The sequence below is a fragment of the Acidicapsa dinghuensis genome (assembly GCF_025685685.1).
In the GTDB taxonomy this organism is placed as follows: Bacteria; Acidobacteriota; Terriglobia; order Terriglobales; family Acidobacteriaceae; genus Acidicapsa; species Acidicapsa dinghuensis.
The window spans coordinates 830,775-857,409 of sequence record NZ_JAGSYH010000004.1 but is presented as its reverse complement, the minus strand read 5'-3'; the positions used below and the strand labels follow the sequence as shown (position 1 = coordinate 857,409).

Here is a 26,635-nt window from a genome sequence, read left to right as displayed (position 1 = left end):
TAAGGCATGCAATCGGCGGCAGGCATCCAGGTGCCGCATTTGAGTTCAGACGGAAGGTCGGGAAACCTAAATGATCGGCAGCAGATTGGAACGTGAAGTCGGGCATACGGATGCCGCTACGGGTCGCGCGCTAAACAGCGGTATGCGCAACATCGGCGTACTCGCCGTGCTGGGCCTTTCGGTCGTATTCGCCGCTGCGCAAATCACTCCGTCGGGTTCACCGAATACGGATAACGGCCAGAAATCAGAGAAGCCGCAGACGGAAACCCACATTACTCCCGATCAAGCCAAGCAACTCTTCCAGAGTGTCGATGAGCTTTTGCATTTTGCCTCCGACGATACGGGATTACCCATCAAACATGAGGTTAAGCGCACTCTGACTACCCGCGCCGATGTCGAAAAGTACCTCCTCGACAAGATGAACGACGATGAGGACGCCAAGCGTATGCAGCGCGGCGAAATCGTTCTCAAGAAATTTGGTCTTCTCGATCGCGACTTCAACCTGAAGCCGTTTATGCTTGCTCTCCTCAAGGAACAAATCGCCGGCTATTACGATTCAAAGACGAAGACGGTGTACATGCTCGACTGGGTCGATCCGGAAACTCAGAAGCCTGTGCTGGTTCATGAGCTGACCCACGCGTTGCAGGATCAACACACCGATCTGGAGAAATGGAACAACCAGACTCCAGATAATCCCTCGCATACTGTTGCGCAGGACAACGATCACTTGGCCAAAGATGAGTTGGACACTGCCCGCACGGCGGCGCTTGAGGGCCAGGCGATGGCGGTTTTTGTGGACTACTCGCTTAAACCCCTGGGCAAGAGCCTGGTGAAGGATCCGGAAATTCTGGATCAGATCAACAGCATGACCTCGGCCTCCACCGATGACTCTCCCGTACTTGCCCGCGCACCCCTTCTGTTGAGCGAATCCCTGCTTTTTCCATACAAAGAGGGCCTAAGTTTTGAGCAGGACGTCTGGATGGATAAAGGTAAACAGGCTGCCTTTGCGGGCGTACTCGACCGTCCGCCGTCATCCAGCTGGGAGGTGATGAACCCACGCAACTACGAGCAGCAGAAACCTTCTCCAATTCTCGTAATGCCCGACATTCATCCCCTCGTCGATAAAACCTACCGGGCGTACGACATCGGCCAGGTGGGCCAGCTCGATCTTCGCATCCTGGCTACGATCTATGGTGGTGAAGGCGCCGCGCGAGATCTGACGCCCGCTTGGGATGGTGGCATTTACTGGGCCGGGCAGAAACTTAGCGCAAAGACAGCAGCCGAACAGGCCTCTACCAACTCCGTGGCGCTCTTTTACCTCTCAGCGTGGAAGAGCCCTCGCGCCGCTGAAGCTTTCGCCCGGATATACGGCGAGGAGATTGGCCGCACGTACTCAGGTGTCAAGCTCGATACCGCAGATGCTCAGCCCGATTCCGGAGGCGGCCAGGAAATCATCTACTCAACCAATGAGGGACCGGTAGTTATCACGGTTCGAGACCGTTTCGTCTTCGTCTCTGAAAGCTTCGATCTGTCCACGGCGCGCAAGCTGGCTGACATGCTTATTGGCATTCAGGGTACTGGCGAGATTCGTACGGCGAGGCTATCGATCCCGGGCCACACCCTGTCGCAGAGCACCATCAGTTTCCTTCACTCTTGCGGCATCATGCGTGCGGCATTGTTACGCTAACAGCTTTTCTGCTTCTCGGCTCTCGAAAAGCCGCATAAGGTCTTTGGCCGGGATGGCTTCGCCGAAATGCCATCCCTGTGCAAGGATATGCTGCTGTAAAGCAGCAAAATAAGCTGATTGCTCAGCACGTTCCACGCCTTCCACCACTACCGTTACGCCCAGTGTGGCGGCCATGGAAAGAATCTGCGGCACAATGGCTGCTGTCAACGATCCTGTGCCGATGGCGTCGGTAAATGCACGATCGATTTTGATCGCATCCACGGCGAGTTGATTCAGGTAGGAGAGGCTTGAATAGCCGGTGCCGAAGTCATCGATGAAAAACTGATGGCCGCGCTCACGCAGCTTATGAATTGCCGAGATAGCCATGTGATGGTCAGCGGTCGATCGTTCGGTCAATTCGAGATTGATGCTTCTGGTGGCTATGTCATGCGTGCGCAGTACATTTTCGAGCGCTGGTAGAAACTGAGGATCTGCAAGATCCGCTGCGGCGATATTTACACTGATATAAAATTGCGGATGAGATCGGAGATGCTCGCCAAGCTCAGTGACCACGCAATCCAGCACAACGCGTGTCAGTTTTCCGATGATACCGAGTTCTTCCGCCGCAGACACAAAGACATCCGGTCGCACATAGTTGCCGTCTTCGTCTATCCATCGCGCCAGAGCTTCTGCTCCAACGATCTTCCCCGTTTTGATCTCAACAATTGGTTGATAGACAACCGTGATCTGGTTGTAACGCAGCGCGCGGCGTAACTGAGCCTGAAGGCTGCGATCGTTCCAATGCAACAGATTCATCGAGGCAAAAACTACACCCGCCAAAACTCCAATAAGAGCAAACCCCCCGATGAGTGAACTATTCATCAGCCAGGCTTTATGGAGCGTGATGCTCGTGACCATACATGGGGCAAATCGCTCGGAACAACGAGCGACGTAAAAGGTGTCGCCACGCAATAGCTCGCGCTCCGCAAGGACTTCCTGATTGGTCAGCTTCAGAGGATCGCCGGCTGTCGGGAGCACCTTACCCGTGACATGATTTGCCAACGTTGTCGTGTATCCCATGGGATCTTCCCGAAGATCGCCAAAGGCATTCTGCGCCGCAATAAAGTCCGCTTCACCGTATTGCGTGATGTCACCCCTCATTCCGGGAACGGAATAAAGTGACTTGTTTAGCCAGATACTTTTTCCTGAGGGAGTGACGAGATCGGCGGGAGTCTCCTGTATCGGATGATCGAGCCGGCCATTGACTGAGGTGCAATAGAGCATGTTGTTGCGGACCCGGCCTATCTCCTTCACGATGTGTCCGTGATACACAAGCTCCCGGAGACGGTTGATGTCCTGATCGGAGCAAAATGGGTGAGGTGATGCGTTAACTTCATCCAAAGTTGTGATGATTTCGCTGTTGTAGGCCTCAGCGTACGCTATCAACTGGCGTCCATAGTGATCGAGTTTCAGCTCAGTGGATTGGTAAGCTACCAGACCGCCCACAACAAGCCCTGTGACGGTGCAAGCACAAAGCACAGCCAGACTTCGTATCGCGATCGGAATTCGGTGGTTTGCAGTCATCCTCATTCCGACTTCTCCATACACAGATAGATCAACCCTCTTGCCGGCACAGGAAGGCCAAAGAACCATCCCTGGCCGAGGATGCTCCTGTCTTCTCCAGAAAAATATATTGCCTGGTCCTCGCGTTCGATCCCTTGCACTACTACTTTCAGACTCAACGCTTTGGCTACCCCGAGAATTTGCGGCACAATGGACGCGGTGACTGCTTCCGTGCCGATGGTGGCTATAAATGAGCGATTGATTTTAATGCCGTCGACATGCAGTTCTGTCAGATACGCGAGATTGGAATACCCGGTTCCGAAGTCGTCGATGAAGGTAGCGTGCCCGCGATCGCGCAATCGGCGGATTGCACCGATCGCTGTTTCACGATTGGAGGTAGCTCGCTCGGGCAGTTCGAACGCAATATTTGAGGGCCGCACTCGCTGGCCGTCGATACACTCATCAAGCAGCAAGAGCAACCGCGGGTCCGCAAGATCGGAAGGGGCTAAATTGATATTCAGCCGAAACTCTGGATCGATGTCAAAGATGGATTGTATCTCTGTGATCGCTCGCGTAAGCACAAACCGTGTGATTTCACTGACAAACCCTTCGGCTTCGGCAAGTTCAATGATCGTCTCGGGGCGGATACTGTCGCCCTCTTCATCGGTCCATCGCGCCAGCGCTTCGGCTCCTACGATGCGTCGCGACCGCATCTCTACAATTGGCTGATATACGACCGAAAGACTATCCATCAGGATTGCGCGCCGGAGCTGATTTGTATGGCTGCGTCGTTTGCGGCCCACGATCAGAAGCCCAACGGCACAACTCAGGCCAGCAATGCCGCCTGAAACAACGAATCCACTGAGAAGGGCTTGATTCTGTTGCCAAACCTCGTCGAGAGACATGTATGCGACAGCGCAGTCGGGATATTGACTCGAACACGAAGAACGATACAAAGATCCGTGGTCGCGCACCGTCTTGTTTGTTTTCAGAATGCCCTTTGGCAACGTTCCGAAATGAGCAACGCCTGCACGAAGGATTTCACTCGATGGTTCGTCAGGAGACGGGCCGATAATGCCCACGGCATAGTGGATCGGCGACTGAGGGTAATCGAGGAAGATATCGGGGCCTATCACCATGTCCGCATTGCCAGAAACCGCAACATCGGCTCTGTCGCCTGCGGGAACCATTAATGGAAGGCTGTTGTAAATATGATCTCCGCTGGGCAACACGAGATCGGGAACCGGCATGGAAATTGGCGCTGGCAGTTTACCTACCGTTGCCGAGCATAGAAATGCCCCATCTACCATGCGCCCTGCATCTTTGATGAACCGGGCCTGAAAGGTAATACGCCGCAAGAGGGTGATGTCGTCAGGCGAACATGGCAGGTAAGGAGAAGCGTTCGCATCCTTTGCAACCTGCACCGTCTCGGCGCTTATGGCCTCCTCATGATGCAGCAATCGATTGGCATAGTCATAAAGCCGCGCACCGGTTGAAATAAGGATCGATTCACGGCCCACCAGGAGCCCTGCCGCGATGCCGAGCACGATTGCAAGAGGTGCGAGCCAGTAGCGGTCGAAGCGGCGAAGCTGGCGGAAGACGAGCATATTTAAGCGCCTTCACCTTCTTGCAGCTCGCGCTTCGCAGTGCTGCTCACGTGTCCTGTAGTGGAACATAGTAGCGGTGGCTGCAGAAGGGTATGTGATTGCAGAGCTGATCGCGTCCGCACACCTGCCGTCGGCTTGCACCGGTTCCGCATATCTAGCGTGTCGCCCTTCCGTGAAAACACAAATGACCGCCAAACGCAGCCTGCAAACGTGAGGTGATAGATTGTTCCGCCGTCGGTATTGGAGGAACAAATCCCCTGATCCGGTGCAATGTGTTGGTAACCGGCATCAGTATACTAAGCTGTCGGAACTTATTCAGAAGCGCGAATTGCCCCACGTGGGCTTCGCGGTGGGAGCTCTGTTTGCAGGAAGCAGCGATCGGAATCATTGGAGGTAGTGGGCTTTATTCTATGCCCGGTCTTACGGATGTCCATGAAAAAAAACTGACTACGCCCTTCGGAGACCCTTCCGATAGTTTCGTTCTGGGCACCCTTGAGGGGAAAAAAGTAGCATTTCTGGCGCGTCATGGCCGCGGACACCGCTTGTTGCCATCCGAGTTACCTTTCCGGGCGAATATTTATGCCATGAAGATGCTCGGGGTCGAGAGAATCCTGTCGCTTTCCGCCGTTGGCTCGCTCAAGGAAGAACATAAGCCGACCGACTTCGTAATTCCAGATCAGTTCATCGACCGCACTTTCCTGCGTACCGCGACCTTTTTCGGCGACGGCATCGTCGGTCACGTGGCCTTCGGCGATCCCGTGTGCGGAACAGTCGCCTCGGTCGCCTCTGACGCTTGCTCTGCCAGAGGCGTCCCTTCAAAGAAGGGTGGTACCTATGTGTGCATGGAAGGTCCGCAGTTTTCCACGCGCGCAGAGTCGTTCCTGTATCGCAGCTGGGGCGCGGATGTTATCGGCATGACGAACCTGCAAGAGGCAAAGCTCGCCCGCGAGGCTGAGATTTGCTACGCCACAGTCGCCATGGTCACAGATTACGATTGCTGGCACGAAGCCCACGATGATGTCACGGTGGACCAGATCGTCGCCGTGCTGCACCAGAACGCGGCCAATGCGGCCAAGGTGGTTCGGGCAGCGGTGGTAGCCATGCCATCTGAGCGCACCTGTCCCTGCGCCAGCGCACTGCAACACGCAATCCTGACGCAGCCTGATGCAATTCCGGCTGCGACGCGCGAGAAAATGAAGCTGATCTTCGGCAAGTATCTTAACTCTTAAGCAAGGACATTACATGGCAATTACCGTTGTAGGTAGTGTTGCGTTCGATACGGTCGAGACCCCATCCGGGCGCATCGACCGTTGCCTAGCTGGAGCAGCGACGTATTTTTCACTCGCAGCTAGCTATTTCACCGACGTGCGTGTCATCGCAGTGGTTGGCGAAGACTTCACGGAGAAAGAAGAGGCTGTCTTTGCCACGCACGGTATCGATACGCGTGGCTTGGAGCGCGCCGAGGGCAAGAGCTTCTTCTGGCAGGGCTCCTACCTCGATAATCTCAACGAAGCAAAGACGCTGCAGACCGACCTCAATGTCTTCGCCAGTTTCAACCCCAAGATTCCCGATGTATACCGCGACTCGGAATATCTGTTCCTCGCGAATATTGATCCCGTATTGCAACGACGCGTGCGTGAGCAGATGCCGGATGTGAAGCTGGTAGGCGGCGACACCATGAATTACTGGATCAACGACCATCGCTCCAACCTGCTGGAAACGCTCAAAGGCGTCGATGTACTGTTGATCAACGACACCGAATCGAAGCTGTTGGCTGGTACACGGAACCCTGTAAAGGCCGCTCATGATGTGCTGACCATGGGGCCGAAGTCGCTGGTCGTAAAACACGGCGAGTACGGAGCGACAGCTTTCTTCAGCCCACGCTCCTTCCACAGCGGCGTCGCCCCGCATCCATTTCGCGCCCCGGCTTTGCCATTAGCCGAAGTTGTCGATCCTACAGGCGCGGGCGATAGCTTCGCTGGCGGTTTCTTTGGTTACATAGCTTCGCAGCCAGACCTGACGCCCGAGGTCTTCAAACGCGCTATGTTCTACGGCGGCGTAATGGGCTCATTCACTGTCGAGCAATTCGGCACGGGACGGCTACAGCAGCTGACTCGTGACGAAATCGAAGAGCGGTTCGCAATCTTCCGCGAACTGACGCATCTGGAGTCGCAGCGTTCGTGATCCAGAGCGCGGCAATACATCCGTCTTGCCGCGGCACCGCGTCAAACACCCAGTGATGGCAAATACTCCAACCAGCAACGGAGCCTCCGGGCGCGAAGTTCTCATCGTGTTTTTCACGACACTGATCGCTTCGCTCACAGCGCTCTGGTGGAGTTGGACAAACCACGCATTTCTGCTCTACGGCGATGCCGAGGCGCACATGCACATCGCGCGTCGCCTCTTCGATTCACATCGACCGGGAATCACTCAGCTCGGCTCGGTCTGGCTGCCGTTGCCGCATTTGCTGTTGGTTCCGTTTATTGCTGTCGATCCATGGTGGCGTAGCGGCTTCGGTCCTGCCATTCCCAGTGCCGCTTGCTATCTGCTGGCTTGTCTCGGGCTTTACAAACTCGCCCGCCGCTGGCTGGCGCCTTTATCTTCCAGCCTTGCGCTGATCCTCTTCGCCTGCAATCCCAATCTGCTTTACCTGCAGACCACTGCCATGACTGAGCCGCTGTTTCTCTGCGAGCTCATTTGGGCGGTGCTGCTGATGGTGCAATGGTACGAGGCGTTGGATGCGGATGAAAAGCGAACCAGCCGGATAATGTGGTCGTTGATCGCCGTACTGGTCGCGGCTGTCTACACGCGCTATGACGGCTGGATTCTCGGCTTCGGTGCATGGCTGGCGATGGCAATTTGCCTCTTCCGGCGCGGCAAGCTTTTCCGTCCTTCGTTTATTACGGTATCCGTAGTGTTGCTTCTTGCTCCTGTCAGTTGGATGATCTATAACGCTGCTGTCTTCGGCGACTGGCTGGATTTCATGCGCGGTCCCTATTCGGCCTACGCCATCGAGCAACGGACAGCTTCTTCTTCAGTCGATCCCCATCCAGGCTGGCATAATCTCTGGATTTCGCTGGTTTACTACGCCAAAGCTTCCGAGATGGATGTGGCGGCTTTAGGCTGGGGCGAATCCATCTTCACACTCGCTGCTCTTGGCACCGTCTGGGGATGGCTGCAGGCGCGTAAAGCAAAACGGCACTCCGGGGCAATTCAGCATCCGGCCGCACTTGCAAGTTGGTCATGGACACTCTTTCTCTGGCTTCCGCTGTCGTTTTATGACTATTCCGTCAGCTACGGTTCCGTGCCGATCTTCCTTCCCGTCTGGAAGCCGTTCTCCTGGTACAACACTCGCTACGGGATGGAGATGCTGCCGGGATTTGCGCTCTTCTTCGGCTTCGCGCTGGAAGCGGGATTCCGGTGGCTCGCTGCGAATCGTCCCCGATACCGTATTCCCGCAGTCGCAGTTCTTCTCGCATTGCTGACAGTAAATTTTGCTCTCATGCTGCGTGAGAAGCCTCTGGTCTATGAAGAAGGCAAGAAGAATTACGAAGCGCGTGGATACTATAACGCGATCCTCTCTGAGGCAATGGGGCATTTACACCAGCTTGATCCCAAGGGTCTGGTACTGATGGATACCTCTACATATTCCATGATCGTTCCGCTCGCTGGGATGACCTACCACGACACGATCAACGAAAGCGACAAGCAGTATTACAAAGCGGCGCTAGCAGCCCCCGCCGAGCATGTCGATATAGTCCTGGCTTATGCGGGGAGCGAGATCGCAGCCGCAGTGAAGGCTCATCCTGAACACCTGCGCGTGTATCGCCATTTTCATTCCCGCGGTCATGGCTGGGATCAGCTCGACGCGACCCTGTACGTAACAGATACCTTTCCATTGCCACCTGGCGACCCAGTCGAGTCAGCCCAGCCGGGCCAGTGATAGCATCGGGCATAGGAGTTCCACTCGCAAGACGTAATGATTTCTCAGGCCGCCATTCACGCGACGGTAATGCTCATGCAGCCCTTCAATTTTGGGGATCTCGAGCAGAAGCTGATGAGCAACGAGGCGGTGTTCCGCCTGCTTGTGGCCTGCGTCTTTGGCGCCCTTATAGGCATCGAACGCGAATGGAAAAACAAATCCGCAGGTGTGCGAACCAATCTGCTGATCTGCATGGGCTGCGCCTTCTTCACGCAGATGTCGCCGATCCTGGCTGGGGACAACGGCAACAATCGCGGTCAGGTTGCCGCCAACATAGTGCAGGGCATCGGATTTCTGGGCGCCGGCTTGATCCTGCACAATCGCAACCGCGTAAGCGGATTGGCTAGCGCTGCCAGTATTTTCGTCGTCGCTTCCATCGGCATGGCATGTGGAGCCGGCCTGTTTCTACCTGCGGCCATCGCCACTGGAATCGTGCTCGCAGCACTGTGGTTGGTTGGCATTGTGGAGTGGCGCATCAATCTGAAGACCTATCCGCTCATCTACGAAGCCAGGGGCACAGATTCAGCGCGCATGATGACATCGATTCTAGACGCGATGGACCTTGAGAACCAGCACTTGGAAGGTGTGGAGCGCGACACCATCGGTATCATCGAGCGCGCCTGTTTCACAGTACAAACGAGCAAGCGCGGCCATGAGCGGCTCAGGAAGCGTCTGGCCGAGGAACCCGCAATCGACGCATTGAAAACATTCCGCGATCCGGAGGAAGACTGATCCTTTGATTCCCTTTACCAAGGCGCATGCTTGCGGCAACGACTTTCTCATCATCAACCTGGAAGATGTGAAAGGCTACGACCTGGAAAGCCTTACGCAACGGCTGTGCGAGCGCAATACCGGCGTTGGCGCAGACGGCATTGAGTTCTTTGAATGGACCGGTGAAAGCTCCGGCAAGATTACTCTCTACAACGCCGATGGCTCCATCGCAGAGATCAGCGGCAACGGCACCCGCTGCGTGGCTGCGTGGATGGCGGAAGAGCGCAATGCGCAGTTGGGCGACGAGTTTGCCATCGAAACGGATGCGGGCGTTCGCGTCTGCACTGTCCGTGAGTTCCGAGATTCAAACGCCGGAGGCCCGACGGTATTGGTTACCACCGACATGGATGTGCCGGAGTTCGAGCGGATGACGATTGAGCTTGCCGACGGCACCAGCATCGATGGCGTGTTTGTATCTATGGGCAATCCGCATTTCGTTATCGTTTTTGAACCCTCGCCGCGTGACCTGTCCGGAGGCTACGATCCACTCGATGTCAGTGCGCGCAGCCTAGCCATGCTGGACTATTCCATCAACGGAAGAGATTGGGAAGAGCTTGGTCAGGAGATCTGCTTTCACGCTGACTTTCCAGATCAAACCAACGTCGAATTCGTGCATCCGCTCGGCAGCGTTTCGGAGCCATTGAATCAGGTGGCGCTCAGAATCTTTGAGCGAGGCGTTGGTCCCACTTCCTCGTCGGGTACTGGAACATCGGCGGCTGGTACCGCAGTGATCGCCTATTATGAAGGGCAGTCGCCGCTGGAAGTAGCCGCGCCGGGAGGCATCCAGACCGTTGAGTGGCAGGGCGAAGGAGAACGTCTCTATCTCACTGGCCCTGCGACGCTGGTCGCTCGTGGTGAGGCCTGGTGAGTGCAATGACCGATCTGCTGAGGCCGCGTGCAGCTGCCGTGGGAGTCAAAGCAGCAGTATTTTCGCCGGCCTCGACTCCTGACCCAGCCAAAGTAGAACGGGGTATGGAAGCCTTGCGCTCGCTGGGTTTTTTGCCGGCCGAGGCTCCGCACATGCTCACGCGCGGACCGCTCTACTTCGCCGGCACGACTGAGCAGCGTCTGCTCGATCTGCACGCGGCATTTTCCGATGAGATGGTGCGTGTCATCTTCGCCACACGTGGAGGCTATGGCGCGAACTACCTGCTCGAAGATCTTGACATGGATGTGCTCGCGCAACATCCGAAGCCGCTCTTCGGCTACAGCGATCTCACCGCATTGCAGGTGACGCTGCTCGATACACTCAATCTTCCCTCATTCCACGGGCCAATGATCTCCCCTGATTTCGGGCGTGAAGATGGTGTCCATCTGCCGAGCCTGTTGGCCGCATTGGCAGGCGAGCCGTACAAAGTTGGCTCAGCCGAGGGGCTGCGATTGTTACGTCCAGGCAGCGAACCAGATGAAGCGTCGGAGCCAGCGCGCGGAATTCTCTACGGCGGTTGCCTCAGCATTCTCACCGCTCTGCTGGGTACTCCATACGAGCCGCAGACAGAGGGCAAGCTGTTGTTTTTTGAAGATGTATCAGCCAAGCCCTACCAAATCGATCGCATGCTATGGCAATTGAAACATAGCGAGAAACTCGATGGCGTAAAGGGCATCATCTTTGGTGAAATGTTCGATTGCATTTCACCGGGAGCGAAGCCGGATCTATTGGAGGAAGTGATCCTCAACGCGCTCGAAGACTTTGAAGGCCCCATTGCATTTGGCCTGCGAAGCGGCCATGTTTCGCGGGGCAACGTCACGCTCACCTTCGGCGTCGAGGCAGAACTGGCCGTCTCGCCCGAACCGGAACTGCGAGTGCTCGAACCGGCGGTAGAGCGATGACGCTCGCTGGAGCGAAGCATATTCATCTAAGCGGCATCTGCGGCACTGCCATGGCGTCGCTGGCGGGGCTGCTGCTCGCAAAGGGCCATCGCGTCACGGGCTCCGATGCAGCAGCGTATCCGCCGATGAGCGACCTTTTGCACGAGATGGGCATTCCCGTCGCACAGCCGTACGCGGAGTCAAACCTGATCGATTCCTCCACTGGAAAGGCTCCCGATCTCGTCATCATTGGCAACGCGCTCTCACGTGGCAATCCTGAGGTCGAACGCATTCTTGACGAGCGCATCCCATTCGCATCGATGGCAGCTGCTTTGCACGAAGAGTTTCTACTGGGCCGCGAAACACTTGTCGTCGCTGGTACACACGGCAAGACGACAACCACCAGCATGCTGTCGTGGATTTTTCAAGCCGCGTCGAAAGACCGTCCCGAGCTAGAGCCATCCTTCCTCATCGGTGGCGTAGCGGAGAACTTCGGCACTAGCTATCAGTTGCGCCCAACGCGCAAGTTCATTCTCGAGGGCGATGAGTATGACACGGCCTTCTTCGATAAAGGGCCAAAGTTTCTGCACTATTTCCCTGACGGACTGATCCTCACCAGCGTCGAGTTTGACCATGCCGATATCTACGCCGATCTCGATGCGGTCAAGACTGCATTCAAGCGGCTCGTCAACCTGATTCCGCGGCGTGGCGTCATCGTCGCTTACGATAGTGCAGCCAACGTGAGTGAATGCGTAAGCCATGCGCTCTGCCGCGTCGAGCGCTACGGTTTCAGCGGTGATGCAGAGTGGCGCATTGCCAACCTGCGTCATGAGCAGGGCAGAAGCTTCTGGGAAGTGCATCATGCTGGCCAGCTCTGGGCTGAGTTCCAAATGCCCGTCGCTGGCGAACACAACGTGCTGAACACAACCGCCGCGGCTGCGCTTGCTTCGCATTACGGCGTATCTGTCAAAGCGATCCAGGAAGCGCTGGCCATGTTTCGCAGCGTCAAGCGCAGGCTTGAGGTCAAGGCCGTTATCGACGGCGTTACCATCATCGATGATTTCGCGCATCATCCCACGGCTATCCGCGAAACACTACGTGCCCTGCGCGAAGCATATCCGCATACCAACACCGATGCGGGACGCCTGATCGCTGTCCTTGAGCCACGTTCCAATACGCTCCGGCGTAACGTCTTCGAGCGCGAACTCGTCGAAAGCCTTGCGCTGGCTGATCGCGTCATCGTTGCTGCCGTGTATCAGCAGCAGCGTATTCCGGAGCACGAGCGGCTGCATCCCGAGCAGGTAGTAGCAGCCATCAATGCAGAAGGCACTCCGGCAGAACTTGGCGCAGACGTTGATGCAATCGTGAACACACTGGACGAAGAAGTCCGTCCCGGCGATGTGATTGCTCTTCTCTCTAACGGAGGCTTCGATGGCATTTACGAAAAGCTTCCAGCGCGGCTCCGGCAACGGACCTCATCGGCAGCGGCAACAGGCAGACGATGATCGCGTCGCTCGTGGTCCTCGCCGTATTTGTGGCGCTCGGATTGCCTGCTGCTGTCGTGCTTTTTCCGTACACGCTCATCACCGGCGACGTGATGCCGCTCTATCGCATCGGTACCGGCATCGCGAAGCTCGGCTTGCGCGCTGCAGGTATCCGGCTTCAGATTGAGGGCCGCGAGCGCGTGCCGCAAGGACGAGCGTGCATCTTTATGGCGAATCACATCTCCAATCTCGATCCGCCGCTGCTGATCCCAAATCTTCCCGGCCGCACGTCGGTATTTCTCAAGCGTTCGCTGATGAATATCCCCATACTTGGCTACGGCATGAAGCTCGGTGAGTTCGTGCCGGTTGACCGTAGCGGCAACTACGAAGCTGCAATCCAAAGCATGCGCCAGGCGATGCTAGTGCTTGAGAAGGGAATACACATCACGACTTTTGTGGAAGGCACGCGCTCACGCGATGGTCGCATGCTCCCATTTAAAAAGGGTCCGTTTTATCTGGCACTGGAGTCACGCGCGCCGATTATTCCCGTTTCCATCTCGGGAACAGAATCGATGATGCACAAAGGAAGCATGCGCATCTACCCCAGCACAGCACGCATCGTTTTCCATGCTCCAATCGATCCTGCAGGATATGAAGATCGCGACGCGCTGATGGCCGCTGTCCGTGCATCGATCGCTTCAGGTCTGCCTGAATGGATGCGTACATAGCAACTTCTGTTGTGACGAGGAAGCTGCTGACGCCAGCTATTTCAGGATCGCGTTATATCCCTCATTCAACAGCTTCTGCCGCATTGCGATCGCATCAGAGCGATTGGTAAACGGTCCCACCTGCACATGAATTAGTGAGTCGTTCGGCTCATGCCTCGGCACTGCATTGAAACCATGTTTCTTCAGGGCATCAATCAATACTTTGGCGTCAGCGGGGTTGGAGATTGCGGCAATCTGCACCATGATGCCTGAACCTGCAGCAGAAATAGCGGGCTGCGCGGTAGTTGTCGTATCAGGCAACGCTGGTTTTACGGTTGGAGTCGATTGCACGGGCTGTGCCATTTTTGTGGTGATGGCGGGTTTAGGCTGCGGCGCCGGGGTAGTCGCGGCAGGGATAATCGCTGGCTTGACCACCGGCTGGGGAGTCGTTTCCGTCTGAGGGGTCGCCGAGCCGTCTCCATCGGCTGTTCCATCCGCAGGCTGCGCATCGCTAGTCGCCGGCGTAGCCGCTGCGCCCGTCTCTCCCGCGGAGGGCTTCGCAATCGTATCGGCTGGGTGTGGAGCAGACGCGTTTGCAGCTGTTTCAGTGGTTACAGCCTCCGGCGCGGACCGGCGGCCAAGTGAATAGCCAAGAGCAAAGAAGAAGCCGCAAACCAGCACCAGGCCAAAAAAGATCGCCAGCAAAGTAGTCGAACTGATCGTCAGTTCACGGTCCTGGCCTTCTTCACGGTCAATTTCCGGTTCGGCAATATCCTCTTCTTCGTCAAAAACGGTTCGCATGCATTTGTCCTTCAGTTATTCGACTGCATCGGCAGCGCCAGGGTTATGGTTCCGTCGTCGGCTTCGCAGCCGGTTTGATTATGGTTCCTGCAGACTCGCGTATCAGTGAGAGCAGGTCAACAGGCAAAGGGAAGACGATGGTGGTGTTCTTCTCGACGCCGATCTCGGTCAGAGTTTGCAGATAACGAAGCTGCATCGTCAGGGGCTCCGTCGCGAGCAGATGAGCCGCCTCCACCAGCTTTTGCGCAGCGTTGAACTCGCCTTCGGCGTGAATGATCTTCGACCGCTTTTCACGCTCAGCCTCGGCCTGCTTGGCCATGGCGCGGAGCATCTGTTCGGGCAGATCCACCTGCTTCACTTCGACTGACAGCACCTTGACGCCAAACGGCTCGGTGCGCTGGTCAATGATGCCCTGAATACGCAAATTGAGCTTGTCGCGATGGCTCAGTAGTTCATCCAGTTCAACTTCGCCCAGCACCGAGCGCAGCGTCGTTTGCGCAAACTGCGAGGTCTGATAGGCGTAGTTCGCTACTTTTACGACCGCCGGAATCGGCTCGATTACCCGCAGCGTCACCACGGCATTCACCTTGATGGTGACGTTGTCGCGCGTAATCACATCTTGTGGCGGAACTTCCATCACTTCTTGCCGCAGCGAAACCCGCACCATCTGATCGAATGGACGGAAGACGAAGAAGATACCTGGCCCCTTCGGTTCCGGTAGCGCGCGCCCCAGTCGAAAGATTACTGCGCGCTCATACTCCCGCAAAATCTTGATGCAGTTCAGCAGATACAGAACTACAATCAGGACAACGATCAGCAGCGGATAGCCCACGAATCCCACAGTATTTTCCCCCGTACTGGAGGGATTGTACTCCTTACGAAGGCCAAGATTTCGGCGAAGAACTGACTGCAGATCCAGGCTGAACCTCAAGAATATCCCCATGGAATCCGGTCACTCGCACTGGAGCCCTCTCCGGGATCGGCTCACTGGAGGTCGCCTGCCATATCTCGCCCTGCACCTGGATGCGCCCAATCGGCTCCGTTCCGGGCAGCCAGATCGGCTCCATTGCCGAGCCCTCGGAACCGACCAACGCAGCCGGACCCGTTAGTGCCTTCATCCGCCTCGCCTTCACCGCCAGCCGCAGCAGCACGACCGTAATGATTCCAAAAGCCAGACAAAGCGAGATCGCAATCGTGGGCTGCACCCGCATCTCCGGAATCGGCGCATCGACCAGTGTCAGCGTACCAAACGCCAAGCAGACGATGCCGGCAATGGCGAGCATGCCATGGCTTGCAAATTTCACCTCCAGCACCATCAGCACTGCCGCGGCAATCAGCAGAAGCAGCGCCGTATGCCGTATCGGCAGCAGATTCAGTGCAAAGATAGCTACCAACACCATCACCGTTCCCAGTGCGCCGGGCACGATCGTTCCGGGAATGTTGAATTCGAGATAGATCAGCAGCCCCCCGCCCACCAGCAAAATCAGCGCAATGTTCGGGTTAGCCAGATAGCTCAATAACTGCTCGCGCAGTGTCGGCTCAATCGTGACAACGTGAGCTCCGCGCAGGTGAAGCGTCACATCGGTTTGGCCGTTGTCCGTATCACGGTGAATTGTCATACCATCGATCGAATCGAGCAACTGCGTCTCACTGCCGGCAACGCGGTCGATCAGGTGTTGGTTGAGAGCTTCATCGGCAGAAAATGATTTCGAGGTGCGGACAGCAGTTTCAGCGACCTCGGCGTTTCTGCCCCGGCGCGAAGTGTAGGAGCGCAGGAACGCCGCTGCGTCGTTCTCTATCTTTTGCCTCATTGTGTCGTCAGGCGTGCCGGACTCGAGCACGGGATGCGCCGCGCCCGCATTCGTCCCCGGAGCCATCGCTGCTACATCCGCCGATTCCAAAATGAAGAATCCGGCAGAGGCTGCCCGTGTGCCCGCAGGAGTCACATATACGATCACCGGCACACGCGAACGCAGAATGTCTCCCACCATTTGACGTGTCGAATCAAGCAGCCCGCCGGGAGTGTCCAATTCCACCAGCAGGGCAGATGAGCCATCTTTGCCCGCCTTCTCGATAGCACGGTCCAGCCTTCCCGCCGAGATCGGCTGAATCGTGTCGTGAATTTCAATCTTGTCTACCTGCGGCGCAGTCGCGGCAACGACTCTGGCGGAAGACCCAAATAGGTAAAGGACTGCTGGAGCAACAACAGTGCAGAGAGTGCTAAACCTGGGAAGCATGCGCATTTCGTTGCTCCTCCGTCATGGGCGAGAGCTGACAGGCCGCGACTCAGAATCTGTGACCGGCATCAGCGCGCTCTTGCCTGTTCGCAACTTTACCGCAGATCACGGTGTTGTAGGTCCAGATCCGCCGACAGGTTTCGGGTCCCCTGTGGGAGATCCTTGAATGCGCGCATCGATCGTTTTGCGAAGCTCCTTCGCGGCACGGTTGGAGCTGTCCAGCTTTACCGCTTGTCCCGCTTCGTCCCGGGCTTCGGTCAAATGATTCGCGGCCAGATCAAGCCGCGCGAGCACCAGGTACGCTCCCACGTTCGCCTGGCTTGCCAGTGAAGCCTGTGCTTCTTTCCGCGCCGCATCCACGTCGCCCGCCCGCTCGCGTACCTCTGCCAGCCCGGCATGTGCCTCGGCGCTGTGAGGGTCCGCAGACAACGCCGCCTGATAGCTGCGCTCGGCTTCCAGCAGCAGTCCGCGGTCAAGCTTTTCATGCGCCAGGCCAGCTAATTTCGCTGCACGCTGCGGCCCAGGCAATACGGCCAGCCGCGTTTCCTCTACCTGCTCGGCTATCAGCGATGCCTGCCTAAACTCGGCTCCGTTATAGGTGCGCTTGATACGCTCCAGAGGTTCCGGCCCCGGCGTCACCGGATTTGCCTGTCCCTGCCAGGCCACTTGCAGCGACTTTGCTTCGCTGTCGTTCGGGCGCAGCTTGACTACTTGCGCCAGCTCCGCGAGTGCTCCCGCAGTATCTCCGTGCCGGTGCAGCGTCACGGCAAGATTGAAGTGATAATCAGCGTCATTCGGATCGGCAGCTTCCGCCTGCCGGAACAATGCAGTTGCGTCATGCCCACGCCGGCTCTCGGCCACTCCCTGGTTATTGACCACCTCCGGCAATGGCAATTCACGCGCAACTGCCGCAAAGGCTTCGTCGGCACGCGGATAGTTGCCGGAGAAAATCAGGGACAAACCGCGATAGAATCCAGCCTCCAATGCCGCCGGATCATTCTTCGTCACCTTGTCAAAGGAAACAGCCGCCTGTTCATACTCGTTGGCCGCAAACTGCGCTTTGCCCAGCGCCAGCCATGCATCGGTAAAGTCGGGACTGAGTTCCAGGGTCTTCTTCAAATGGCTTATCTGCTCGGGAATGTCCGGATCAGTCAGACCGCGAATGTACTGCTCAAACGCATCCAGCCGAAGGTTCGTTCCAGCGGCTCGGAAGGTTTCTTCGGCCACTCCAAAGTTCGGATCGAGCTTGCGCGTGAGCTGCCAGGCCAACGTATTCAGCAACGGAATCAACTGTTGCAGCGGCCCGCTCTCTGTGACCGGATCAGAGAGCCGCAGTTTTGCCACATCGATAATCCGTGCTTCAAGAGTGAGCGTGTTACCGTTGACTCGGAAATCCCCAAGCAGCAAGGAGTTTGCGTCCAGTGTCTGTGCAATGCGTAGCGCCATCGCATGGCTCGGCTCAAAGGTTTCCGGCAGTCCCAGATGATCCAGTGCATACAGCCGGTCTTCGCGAGTAAGCGGCAGAAATCCCGCTGATGCAAAACGGCTGTTAAGCACTACAGGAACCGCCTCGCGAATCCACTCGAGGGTCGCTGGATTCGGAGCCTGACGTGGAGCTTGATTCGGCGCGGAGCCAGCGCTATCAGCAACGCTTGAGTTGTGATCAGAAGAGGTTTCCGTCAGATTATCGAACGGGAGCACCAGCAGGATGCGCCCATTTCCGACGGAGTCCGTGACATCGGAAGTGCTCGATCCGGAAGCCGAATTCTGCTGCGCAATTGCCTCTGGCGTCAATCCGGCGCAAAGTGCAGCCGTTGCAGTCAAAGCGATGATGAATCGGGTTCGGGAAAAAGTGAACACTACACCGTGATTATAGGCGTTGCAGACTATCGGCTCGCCGAGAGCGATGTGTCTGGGTGCTCTTGTTTTGCCTCAACGGCTCGCTGGAAACGCAGTACTGCGGCCCACTGCAGCCCATCGCTGGCTTGCCACGAAATCTCGCCATCCAGCTTGCGCGCAATCTGCGCTGGAGAAAGATCGCGGTGCATCCCAAAGTATTCCGCTTCCATTTTCGCGCTATCCAGACGTAGCGGCACTGCCGGCTCCTCTTTTGTCGAAAACACCAGAGCGGAGGAGTACTTTTCCGCTTCTTCTGCAGCCCGGTCGATTTGTCCTGACGTAAAGTCATCGATCGACTCGACATCGAACGGCGTCGTCACATATCCAAGCTCTGGCCGTCGCAACTCATCGCTCACCGGCCAAGCCGTTAACACCGTTGATCCCGGATATCGCGATACAAGCTGTCGGATTGCCCGCTGATGCAACCGGATCACATGCGCATAAGTCAGGTTGTCCTCCGGCGCAAATCCGTATGGCGGATTGATGAAAAGCGCCACCACAAAAGCCGCTGCGGAAAACACGGCCAGCAACTGCCAGTAGCGCACCCTGCGATTGAATGTGGAAACCGCAACCAGCAGCACCAACGGATACATCGGCAACAGATAGCGCGTAAGCAGCGCGCCGCCCAGGACAGAAAAAGCAAGTGCGTTGGCCAGCAGCAGAAAGTAAATGCGTGCCTGTACTGTGAAGCTGATGCGATCCGGAGATTGTCCGTAGGCATCTTTGCGCGGGTCTAGCACCATTGCCGCCGCCGTGCATAGCACCGGCACAAACATGTTCATATGCGCAAACAGATGCAGGAGCCGGTGTCCAAATGCGGCCAGGATGCGCAGCGGATCGAGAGTAGACGTCGCGTTGTAGCGTAGAAACTCTGGATTGCCGAACAGGAAGCCTGTTTTTGAATAGTGATAGGCGTACCACGCCGCCAGCGGCAGCAGACACACCAAATACCAGGCCGCAATCTGCAGTCCTCGCTTGCGCACGGGACGGGTCGCACGGAGCGCGGCTCCGATCTCAAACCCAGCTAGCGCAAGCGGCGTAATGATGGACGTCTCCTTTGCCAACGCAGCGACGGAGAACCAGACGGCAGCAGGCCAGAGACTGTGTGTGCCAGGCCTGCGCGCGCTGTCCGGCAGCGCATAAACAAGCCCCCACAGCGTCGCTGCAGCGGCAAAGATATCTGCATGGGCTAGTGTGCTTTGCGCGAACCAGATGGGATAAAGCGCCGTCAGCACCAGCGTCCAGAAAGCCACCAGCGGATTAGGATTGAGGCGCTGCGCGAGTCTCCAGACAGCCAGCAGTCCCAGCGACGCCACGATCAATACCGCTTCACGCGTCACCGCCGGATGAAACCCGCAGAGCTTCCACCACAACGCCAGATAGATCGACGGCAGCGGTGGATGCGCATTCGTCAACGTTGATGTTGGGATCAGCGTACCGGTACGGAAAAAGTCCCATGCCGCGGGTATGTAATAGCCCGCTTCATCCCAATAGTAGGGCAGGCGCAGCAGGCTCAGGTGCGTCACATAGAGCGCCACAAAGATGACCGGGAAGATCATCCACAGCGGAAACGGGGCATCTGGTCTCGGCGCAAGGTCGGCAAGAAATAACCGCAGCCGGAACCTGCGGCGCACGCGTGCTCTCTGCCGCATTCCATTGCCTGAGCCCTGCTCCGCGCCGTTGGAGTCGGAACAATTGCGCGCGGGTCCGGATTCAGGAGAAAGATTCATCGTGCTCTGCGAGCCGCGCGCCACTGCGAAAGCAGTTCTCCTTCCGGGGTAGATTGCGTAACACCGGGTTAGATTGTGTGACGGAGACCGTCGAGGTTTTCTCGTGAACGCCCGCACGTCGCAATATCGCGAACGCAACGTAGAGACAGAACCGCTCTAGCTGGCGTTAGTTTACGATGTTTTGCGGAAAGTCCGGAATCTGCGGTTCGAGGTTAAGCTCGCCAAACGCCTGCTCGTATTGCACAATGTTCTGTCCAAGCACATTCCAAAGCGCCTTCGCCTGCTGCGGGCTGAGATAGATTCCCTGATGGTTCTCGATACTCAATTGCTCAGGGCTCTCGCTGTTGGCCTGACCAAAAACAAGATGAAAATCCCATACGCTGACGCGGATTTGCACGCTGTTTGCGTAGGTATCGCGGTAATCGGAGGCTTTGACGAGCTGGACACGGGCTGGCAGGTTCTGACTCATGGTCTCCTCAGCTTACTCTTTATGGCGTCATATATGCGAACCAGTACCCTGCATATATTGTCGTCGTAAAACGGATTGTGATTGCGCAACACATCCTTCGGCACCGGTTGACCTATACAATCTGGCTTGACACGGTTTATGGCGCGCGTTGTACTGCGTCTACGCTCGGAAGGCAGATAGTGATGGGAGTGCTGAATATCTTCCGCGACAACAGCGGTGAAACCCGCGCGAAGGTTGTGTCTATCTATGCTTTCCTGCTGTCGTTCAATCTCTTCGCATGGCTCTGGACCTTTAATGTTTTTCGCGGTTATCCACTGCTGATCGGCACTGCATTTCTCGCCTACAGCTTCGGTCTTCGCCACGCAGTCGACGCCGATCATATTGCTGCCATCGATAACGTCACACGTAAGTTGATGCAGGAGGGCAAGAAGCCCGTAGCCGTCGGCTTGATGTTCTCTTTTGGCCACTCTACGGTAGTTGTCTTTGGATCACTCGCTATTGCCGCAACCGCGCTCGCCTTGCAACACCGCATAGAGGTTTTCCGCGAGATCGGTAGTCTGATCGGCACGCTCGTCTCAGCTCTCTTTCTCTTTGCGATCGCGTTCGTCAACCTGGTAGTCCTACGCTCTGTTCTGCAAGCCTTTGCCCGCGTGCGGCGCGGCGAACCGTATCTTGAAGAAGATCTCGACCTGTTGTTGAGTGGTTCGGGTTTCCTCGCTCGTATCTTTCGGCCTGTCTTTCGCATGATCCAGAGCAGTTGGCACATGTACCCACTAGGCCTGCTCTTTGGTCTGGGATTCGATACCGCAACCGAGATCGGAGTTCTCGGCATCTCCGCCGGCGAAGCAGCCAGGGGACTGCCACTCTGGTCTATCGCTGTTTTTCCCGTTCTTTTCGCGGCAGGCATGTCGCTGGTCGATACAACAGACAACATTCTCATGCTCGGCGCCTATGGATGGGCCTTCGTCAAGCCGGTACGCAAGCTGTACTACAACATCACCATCACGGCGGTTTCTGTGCTCGTGGCGCTGGTGGTTGGTGGTATTGAGGCGCTCGGTCTGCTGGCGGACCATCTGCATCCGAGCGGAGCCTTTTGGGATGCTGTCGCCTCGCTCAATTCCAACTTTGGTCTGCTCGGCTACTGCATCGTCGGCGTCTTCGCCGTCAGTTGGATCGTCTCTATCGCCGTATACCGCTGGCGAGGATATGACCGGCTTGAACCTGGACAGGCCGAATCCGTTGCCGATTGATTTGTAATTGGAGGGGTGGTGCGGAAGAGGGGACTTGAACCCCTATGGGTTTCCCCGCCAGATCCTAAGTCTGGTGCGCTAAGCCTCTATCCCTAGTAAATTCAGGCATTTGAGGGACTCTAAAAACGCAAGTGGCAGTTGTGATGGCACTTCGATTTTCAGAGGTAAAGCACGCAGACCCGCACGTCACGCCCACGAATCCCCGTTTCCACCAGCCCAGTTTACACCGCACCGTCAATCATCGCTGGATAGCAAGTCCGCAGGCGACGCTTCTCCGGGCCAAAATCGAAAAGCTGGAACTAGAAAGCAGCTGCTTTAGTGGGAAATCTGGGCCGGCTATTAGAAACCGGGCGTCAGCTCCCATCAACCCAATTTGGTGAGATGGGCGCGGAGAATACGTCGTATTCGCCGCGCCGGACAGTTTGGGGCTGCTGCAAGGGTGTCTAGTCTAGTGGCGTTCCAAGGAGCCCTCCCATCGTCTTTACACCAGGAGGCCCCGCTTTAGCGCTCGCTCTCGACCGTCTCCGCGTCGTAGTCGCCGTCGATGGCCGCTTCGATAACGTCTTCTTCAGCGTCCACATGCTCGACTTGAAGTTCCGTGTTGTCGGCGCCTCGGATGTACTCCACCGAGTGGGGGTGCTTCTCGATCGTCTCTTCGATCTCTGCCAAGAAGAGATCTGATATGTGGACTCCGTCGACCAACACGAGAGTGGTGTTTTTCAGGTGGCCGGCCTGCTCACGTATGAACTGTTCCAGCAGCCGCTTTGGCGCTAGGAGTTCAACGCAAACGGGCAGAGCGCTCACTGGGATCTCCGAATGATCATGGCTGACCCGCGTCGCGTCCCGAGTATACCCAACGTGCGAAAGATTCACCGCAGCGTGCGCAATCCCGGTCTGCATTGCGGACTCCACCAGATATGTGGAAAGAGGCTTCTCCACAAGGCGCTGCCACCAGCGCTGACTTTTCTTGACATCGCCTCTGCGAAGATAAATGCGAAGTGCTGATATTGAGCTGAAATGTTGATTCACTGGGTCTCCTTTGTATTGATGATGGTTTGTAATCCCGCCTTCGGAAGCGCTGCCTGTCTCGCACGCGCAGCGTCGTCGACGCGCATCCGCGCACGAAGAACATCTCTTGCAGAAAGAATGCCGATCAAATGATCCGTCGCGGGATCAACCACCGGCACATAGTCGTGAGACCCGTGGGCCAATTCCTGCTCCACAATCTTCATCGAGTGGTATGCGCAAACGGTTCTGGCTTGGCGATCGATGATTGACGTAACAGGCAGGGACGCCCATTTTTCCTGGGGCACCATCCTCAAAGACTTCATTGCGGCGATACCTAGGTATGTACCGTCCTTCGCAACGACTGGAAGTTCGTCGAACGTGTGTTCAAGAACCGCTCGATCATGAAAGTGAGCGAGCGTCTCGGTCGGCGACGCAACCACAATACGCCTTGTCATCCACTTGCTGCATGGCATTGTGGACAACTTGCCCTCATCTGTGATGCGATGTTCGCGTTGCGCTTCGGAATTGGAGATCCCTGCGGCAACAAGAAACGCCGCGGAGGATGCAATCAGTCCGGGAACAACCAGTGCAGGGCTTCCGGTGGCCTCCGCGACGAACACTGCCGCAAAGAGGAGGCTGTTATAGCTCGCGCCGGTGAAGGCCGCGATGCCGATCAGCGTGAACAGTCCCGGTTGGCTGGGATGAAACATCGCATCGCATGCGGCCCCAAGTGCCGCACCAATTGTCGCGGAAGGAACGAACAAGCCACCGACTCCGCCCATCCCGAAAGTGATGACTGTAGCCACTAGTTTGACCGCAAAGAGAAACAGACACGCCCAGAGAACGTATTTGCCGTTAAGAAGAGCATTGGCAACAGGCAATCCTGCTTGCAGCGTGGCTGGAGAGTGCACAACGTGCAGCGTGAGCAAAGCGATACAACACAGCAGGATTCCCCCAAGAAGATTCTTCACGACACGTGGAGCGGTCCACCTTGAGTATCGCTTCTTCATTCTGGCCAAGAGTGCGAGAAATAGGTGGGAAGCCAATCCGCCGAGGATTCCGACTGGCAGGCAGAGCAAGAGATCTCGAATGTGAATGTGATACGTAAATTCGATTGGGAAGTACGGCGTCGCTGGACGAAGAAAACTGAATGTTGCGTAGCTAGTCGCGGATGCGACCAAACCAGGGATCAAAGCCTCGTGAGCGAGATCATGCTTATATGGTGATTCGATGCCCATGATCGCTCCGGTCAGCGGCGCACGAAAGATCGCCGCAATTCCCGCAGCGGCGCCCACCATGAGCGTGATCTCGGACTTTGCACGTAGAAATTGCAACCTGGGACTTGAGTTGATCTTCCGTTGCAAGTATGAGGTGATTGTTCCTCCGAGCCACTTGCTCGCTCCCTCCATGCCCGCGCTCGCGCCAAAGCCCATGGTTGCCACGGAGGCGGTTAGTTTTGGCAATGCGGCTTTGTATTCCATCTGCTGGTCCGGCCGATGATAGGCACGGACGACCTCGTCGGCCATTGACGACGACTTAACCCGGAACAGGCTCATGATTATGCCCGTCAACAGCATCGCCACGATTGGCAAGAAACAAAGTGCGAACTCGGACAGGTGTTCGGTACAGGTTTTCCAAAGCAGCTCATTTACGACAAAGTCGTAGCCCGCGATAGCAGCACCCACGATAACGCCAAATGGAGCCGCCACCAGGAATACATGTCGAGCCATCCTGAAATGCTCGGTCAGATTGTCAGCGAATCCACTAGGGCGTTCGCCAGCAAACACGGATTTGAGAGAACGCGGCATGAGGTGTCCTTACGTACACTTCGGCCAATAGATGGATCCAGTCGGAGACACTCGTGCTATTCGCGGCCAAGGCCTCGCAGAGCGAGTTTATGAGCGCAAAAAGCACTGGTCCGGAGATCCAGCTCAGTGCCGATTCAATTGTCAGGTGGTAGGCGGGGAAACACTCCTACCGGGAAGTAGGAGTCATCAGCCGTTCCATTTCGGAGGGCGCTTGAAGGCGGATTCCTTCGCCTAGATGCAATATACGTGATGCGGAGCGACGGATCAACACGCGGTTTCGCTCTGTAAGACTGATCGAATGAGCGGAACCAAGACTGCAACCGCAGAGAGAGTGCAGAGGATGATTGGAGAACAATCTGAATCGCGTCCACGAAAAAGGAATAGAAATGTCATCTGGAATGGACCTGCCATTCCAAACCGCAGTACAGTGACAGAGATGTCGCTGGAATCAACTCGAGAGGGAATTGCGTGGCTGGGAAGGCCTATGACAACGAAGCCATGCGCAGGAGTGCGCTCAAATTTGTACTGATTACTGGCGTCGTGAGCCTATTCGCCGACTTCACGTATGAAGGCTCGCGCTCAATCACTGGTCCATTCCTCCAAACACTCGGAGCAACTGGCTCCATTGTCGGGGTCGTAGCCGGTTTCGGCGAATTGCTCGGATACGGACTCCGATTTATCTCCGGGCGGATCAGCGAACGTACGAGACAATTCTGGTCAATCACATTCCTCGGATACATCATCCAGATGGCCGCAGTTCCACTTCTTGCATGGGCAGGTGGATGGAAGACTGCTGCTCTTCTCATCCTGCTCGAAAGAGTGGGTAAGGCGATCCGCAATCCGCCTCGCGATGTGATGATTTCTCACGCGGCGAAGGAAATCGGTTTCGGTTGGGGCTTCGGAATTCATGAAGCGCTCGATCAGTGCGGAGCACTACTTGGTCCTTTGTTGGTCGCTTTCGTTCTGGCTCACAGGGGCCAATATCGACTTGCCTTTGGAACGCTCCTGGTTCCAGCGATTGTGACTCTCTTGATGTTATCGGTCGCAAGGATCCTTTATCCGCGACCTGAAGATCTAGAGACAGGCGTCTCGACCGTCAAAGGCGAGGGATTGACTCGGACTTTCTGGATCTACCTTGTTGGCGCTTCCCTCGTTGCGGCGGGATTCGCTGATTTCCAGCTCGTCGCATTCCACTTCCAAAAAGTTGGTGCCATGACGACCGTGTGGATTCCGGTGTGCTACTCGGTCGCTATGGCTGTGAGCGGCGCCGGGTCGCTTGTCTTCGGAAGACTGTTCGACCGCTTTGGGATTGTTGTGCTGATTCCGTTGACACTTGTTTCGACGTTGTTCGCGCCCCTCGTGTTTTTCGGCGGGTTCTCGCTGGCTCTTCTTGGTGCAGCGTTGTGGGGACTCGGGATGGGTGTGCATGAGTCGATTATTCCGGCCGCGGTCGCATCGATTGTCCCGGCAAATCATAGGGCCTCAGCTTATGGCTTCTTCACGGGGGCATACGGACTGTCCTGGTTCGCCGGGAGCGCTATAATCGGCTTTCTTTACGACCACTCCGTTGTCTCGGTAGTCGCGTTTTGCATCGTTTGTCAACTCGCCTCCGTTCCGGTTCTACTCGTCGTTCGGCAACGAATGGCCAACTAGTCCAAATTAGGGTCGAGCGTGAGAGAACGACTATCAATCCTGAGAATGCGCCGCTTTTCTTACGTCATCGATGGGAAAACTGATATGCTCGGGTTGCTGAAAATAACCTGATACAGGGCGAAGGGGTTCGCCAGAACCGCTGCTTGATCCCGAATCAATCCTGATCGGCAGATGATGACTCCTGATGCAAA

General features: G+C 56.4%; 21 protein-coding genes and 2 riboswitches. Of the genes, 11 read left to right on the top strand and 10 right to left on the bottom strand.

Annotated elements, in window-relative coordinates; all coding sequences use genetic code 11:
- Positions 1 to 70 precede the first annotated feature (70 nt).
- On the top strand, positions 71 to 1,687 hold the full coding sequence (locus tag OHL22_RS14480; RefSeq protein ID WP_263338687.1) for a hypothetical protein: 1,617 nt from the start codon (positions 71 to 73) through the stop codon (positions 1,685 to 1,687).
- Here the strand turns inward: OHL22_RS14480 and OHL22_RS14475 are convergent.
- Both OHL22_RS14475 and OHL22_RS14470 read right to left on the bottom strand, forming a co-directional pair.
- The gene (locus tag OHL22_RS14475) at positions 1,679 to 3,256 is read right to left on the bottom strand and encodes an EAL domain-containing protein (protein ID WP_263338684.1); all 1,578 of its coding nucleotides are present in this window, start codon (positions 3,254 to 3,256) and stop codon (positions 1,679 to 1,681) included. The genes OHL22_RS14480 and OHL22_RS14475 overlap by 9 nt on opposite strands.
- A complete protein-coding gene (locus OHL22_RS14470) occupies positions 3,253 to 4,836 on the bottom strand; it encodes an EAL domain-containing protein (protein ID WP_263338683.1) in 1,584 nt (527 codons plus the stop codon). The genes OHL22_RS14475 and OHL22_RS14470 overlap by 4 nt, the downstream gene beginning before the upstream one ends.
- A 362-nt stretch (positions 4,837 to 5,198) precedes the next feature.
- Here OHL22_RS14470 and OHL22_RS14465 point away from each other — a divergent pair, with 362 nt between their 5' ends.
- Genes OHL22_RS14465 through OHL22_RS14430 form a run of 8 tightly spaced genes read left to right on the top strand, consistent with a single transcriptional unit; the run spans position 5,199 to position 13,610 of the window.
- On the top strand, positions 5,199 to 6,065 hold the full coding sequence (locus OHL22_RS14465) for an S-methyl-5'-thioadenosine phosphorylase (protein ID WP_263338680.1): 867 nt from the start codon (positions 5,199 to 5,201) through the stop codon (positions 6,063 to 6,065).
- Positions 6,066 to 6,078: 13 nt separating this feature from the next.
- Positions 6,079 to 7,020: a PfkB family carbohydrate kinase gene (locus OHL22_RS14460; protein ID WP_263338677.1), complete on the top strand. Its 942-nt coding sequence runs from the start codon at positions 6,079 to 6,081 to the stop codon at positions 7,018 to 7,020.
- 55 nt (positions 7,021 to 7,075) lie between these two features.
- Positions 7,076 to 8,779 carry a glycosyltransferase family 39 protein gene (locus tag OHL22_RS14455; protein ID WP_263338675.1) on the top strand — a complete coding sequence of 568 codons (1,704 nt, stop codon included), beginning with the start codon at positions 7,076 to 7,078 and terminating at the stop codon, positions 8,777 to 8,779.
- Between the two features lie 36 nt (positions 8,780 to 8,815).
- Positions 8,816 to 9,550 (top strand): MgtC/SapB family protein, encoded by a 735-nt coding sequence (locus OHL22_RS14450; RefSeq protein WP_263338672.1) that lies wholly within the window; start codon positions 8,816 to 8,818, stop codon positions 9,548 to 9,550.
- A gap of 4 nt (positions 9,551 to 9,554) precedes the next feature.
- Positions 9,555 to 10,457, top strand: coding sequence for a diaminopimelate epimerase (dapF, locus tag OHL22_RS14445; RefSeq protein ID WP_263338669.1), 903 nt, complete (start codon positions 9,555 to 9,557; stop codon positions 10,455 to 10,457).
- 5 nt (positions 10,458 to 10,462) lie between these two features.
- The gene (locus OHL22_RS14440; RefSeq protein ID WP_263338668.1) at positions 10,463 to 11,419 is read left to right on the top strand and encodes a S66 peptidase family protein; all 957 of its coding nucleotides are present in this window, start codon (positions 10,463 to 10,465) and stop codon (positions 11,417 to 11,419) included.
- The gene (gene mpl / locus OHL22_RS14435; protein ID WP_263338667.1) at positions 11,416 to 12,903 is read left to right on the top strand and encodes a UDP-N-acetylmuramate:L-alanyl-gamma-D-glutamyl-meso-diaminopimelate ligase; all 1,488 of its coding nucleotides are present in this window, start codon (positions 11,416 to 11,418) and stop codon (positions 12,901 to 12,903) included. Before OHL22_RS14440 ends, mpl begins: the two co-directional genes overlap by 4 nt.
- Entirely contained in the window at positions 12,900 to 13,610 is a 711-nt protein-coding gene (locus OHL22_RS14430) for a lysophospholipid acyltransferase family protein (RefSeq protein WP_263338665.1), read from the top strand. Before mpl ends, OHL22_RS14430 begins: the two co-directional genes overlap by 4 nt.
- A gap of 36 nt (positions 13,611 to 13,646) precedes the next feature.
- On the opposite strand, the gene OHL22_RS14425 is transcribed toward OHL22_RS14430, so the two are convergent.
- The 6 genes from OHL22_RS14425 to OHL22_RS14400 all read right to left on the bottom strand — a co-directional run bounded on the left by OHL22_RS14425 (position 13,647) and on the right by OHL22_RS14400 (position 20,725).
- Positions 13,647 to 14,390, bottom strand: a complete 744-nt coding sequence (locus OHL22_RS14425) for an SPOR domain-containing protein (RefSeq protein ID WP_263338662.1) — start codon at positions 14,388 to 14,390, stop codon at positions 13,647 to 13,649.
- Between the two features lie 43 nt (positions 14,391 to 14,433).
- On the bottom strand, positions 14,434 to 15,231 hold the full coding sequence (locus OHL22_RS14420; RefSeq protein WP_377819306.1) for a slipin family protein: 798 nt from the start codon (positions 15,229 to 15,231) through the stop codon (positions 14,434 to 14,436).
- Between the two features lie 34 nt (positions 15,232 to 15,265).
- The gene (locus OHL22_RS14415; protein ID WP_263338659.1) at positions 15,266 to 16,627 is read right to left on the bottom strand and encodes an NfeD family protein; all 1,362 of its coding nucleotides are present in this window, start codon (positions 16,625 to 16,627) and stop codon (positions 15,266 to 15,268) included.
- A gap of 105 nt (positions 16,628 to 16,732) precedes the next feature.
- Complete coding sequence (locus OHL22_RS14410; protein ID WP_263338656.1) at positions 16,733 to 18,451, bottom strand: tetratricopeptide repeat protein; 1,719 nt, start codon at positions 18,449 to 18,451, stop codon at positions 16,733 to 16,735.
- Between the two features lie 62 nt (positions 18,452 to 18,513).
- Positions 18,514 to 20,256 carry an ArnT family glycosyltransferase gene (locus tag OHL22_RS14405; RefSeq protein WP_263338653.1) on the bottom strand — a complete coding sequence of 581 codons (1,743 nt, stop codon included), beginning with the start codon at positions 20,254 to 20,256 and terminating at the stop codon, positions 18,514 to 18,516.
- A 166-nt stretch (positions 20,257 to 20,422) separates the two neighbouring features.
- A complete protein-coding gene (locus OHL22_RS14400) occupies positions 20,423 to 20,725 on the bottom strand; it encodes a DUF3467 domain-containing protein (RefSeq protein ID WP_263338651.1) in 303 nt (100 codons plus the stop codon).
- A 182-nt stretch (positions 20,726 to 20,907) separates the two neighbouring features.
- Here OHL22_RS14400 and OHL22_RS14395 point away from each other — a divergent pair, with 182 nt between their 5' ends.
- Positions 20,908 to 21,975: a HoxN/HupN/NixA family nickel/cobalt transporter gene (locus OHL22_RS14395; RefSeq protein WP_263338647.1), complete on the top strand. Its 1,068-nt coding sequence runs from the start codon at positions 20,908 to 20,910 to the stop codon at positions 21,973 to 21,975.
- A gap of 501 nt (positions 21,976 to 22,476) precedes the next feature.
- Here OHL22_RS14395 and OHL22_RS14390 read toward each other — a convergent pair.
- On the bottom strand, positions 22,477 to 23,004 hold the full coding sequence (locus OHL22_RS14390) for a DUF190 domain-containing protein (protein WP_263338644.1): 528 nt from the start codon (positions 23,002 to 23,004) through the stop codon (positions 22,477 to 22,479).
- Positions 23,001 to 24,713 carry a chloride channel protein gene (locus OHL22_RS14385; protein ID WP_263338641.1) on the bottom strand — a complete coding sequence of 571 codons (1,713 nt, stop codon included), beginning with the start codon at positions 24,711 to 24,713 and terminating at the stop codon, positions 23,001 to 23,003. The genes OHL22_RS14390 and OHL22_RS14385 overlap by 4 nt, the downstream gene beginning before the upstream one ends.
- 248 nt (positions 24,714 to 24,961) lie before the next feature.
- Positions 24,962 to 25,032, bottom strand: a riboswitch (Fluoride riboswitch).
- 227 nt (positions 25,033 to 25,259) lie between these two features.
- Between OHL22_RS14385 and OHL22_RS14380 the strand changes: the two genes are divergently transcribed.
- Positions 25,260 to 26,444 carry an MFS transporter gene (locus OHL22_RS14380; RefSeq protein ID WP_263338638.1) on the top strand — a complete coding sequence of 395 codons (1,185 nt, stop codon included), beginning with the start codon at positions 25,260 to 25,262 and terminating at the stop codon, positions 26,442 to 26,444.
- Positions 26,445 to 26,551: 107 nt separating this feature from the next.
- A riboswitch (Fluoride riboswitch) is annotated at positions 26,552 to 26,635 on the top strand.

Coding starts and splice junctions, on each gene's coding strand:
- OHL22_RS14480 (WP_263338687.1), top strand. CDS start 71: ATGATCGGCAGCAGATTGGAACGTGAAGTCGGGCATACGGATGCCGCT.
- OHL22_RS14475 (WP_263338684.1), bottom strand. CDS start 3,256: ATGAGGATGACTGCAAACCACCGAATTCCGATCGCGATACGAAGTCTG.
- OHL22_RS14470 (WP_263338683.1), bottom strand. CDS start 4,836: ATGCTCGTCTTCCGCCAGCTTCGCCGCTTCGACCGCTACTGGCTCGCA.
- OHL22_RS14460 (WP_263338677.1), top strand. CDS start 6,079: ATGGCAATTACCGTTGTAGGTAGTGTTGCGTTCGATACGGTCGAGACC.
- OHL22_RS14455 (WP_263338675.1), top strand. CDS start 7,076: ATGGCAAATACTCCAACCAGCAACGGAGCCTCCGGGCGCGAAGTTCTC.
- OHL22_RS14450 (WP_263338672.1), top strand. CDS start 8,816: ATGATTTCTCAGGCCGCCATTCACGCGACGGTAATGCTCATGCAGCCC.
- OHL22_RS14440 (WP_263338668.1), top strand. CDS start 10,463: ATGACCGATCTGCTGAGGCCGCGTGCAGCTGCCGTGGGAGTCAAAGCA.
- mpl (WP_263338667.1), top strand. CDS start 11,416: ATGACGCTCGCTGGAGCGAAGCATATTCATCTAAGCGGCATCTGCGGC.
- OHL22_RS14430 (WP_263338665.1), top strand. CDS start 12,900: ATGATCGCGTCGCTCGTGGTCCTCGCCGTATTTGTGGCGCTCGGATTG.
- OHL22_RS14425 (WP_263338662.1), bottom strand. CDS start 14,390: ATGCGAACCGTTTTTGACGAAGAAGAGGATATTGCCGAACCGGAAATT.
- OHL22_RS14415 (WP_263338659.1), bottom strand. CDS start 16,627: ATGCTTCCCAGGTTTAGCACTCTCTGCACTGTTGTTGCTCCAGCAGTC.
- OHL22_RS14405 (WP_263338653.1), bottom strand. CDS start 20,256: ATGAATCTTTCTCCTGAATCCGGACCCGCGCGCAATTGTTCCGACTCC.
- OHL22_RS14400 (WP_263338651.1), bottom strand. CDS start 20,725: ATGAGTCAGAACCTGCCAGCCCGTGTCCAGCTCGTCAAAGCCTCCGAT.
- OHL22_RS14395 (WP_263338647.1), top strand. CDS start 20,908: ATGGGAGTGCTGAATATCTTCCGCGACAACAGCGGTGAAACCCGCGCG.
- OHL22_RS14385 (WP_263338641.1), bottom strand. CDS start 24,713: ATGGCTCGACATGTATTCCTGGTGGCGGCTCCATTTGGCGTTATCGTG.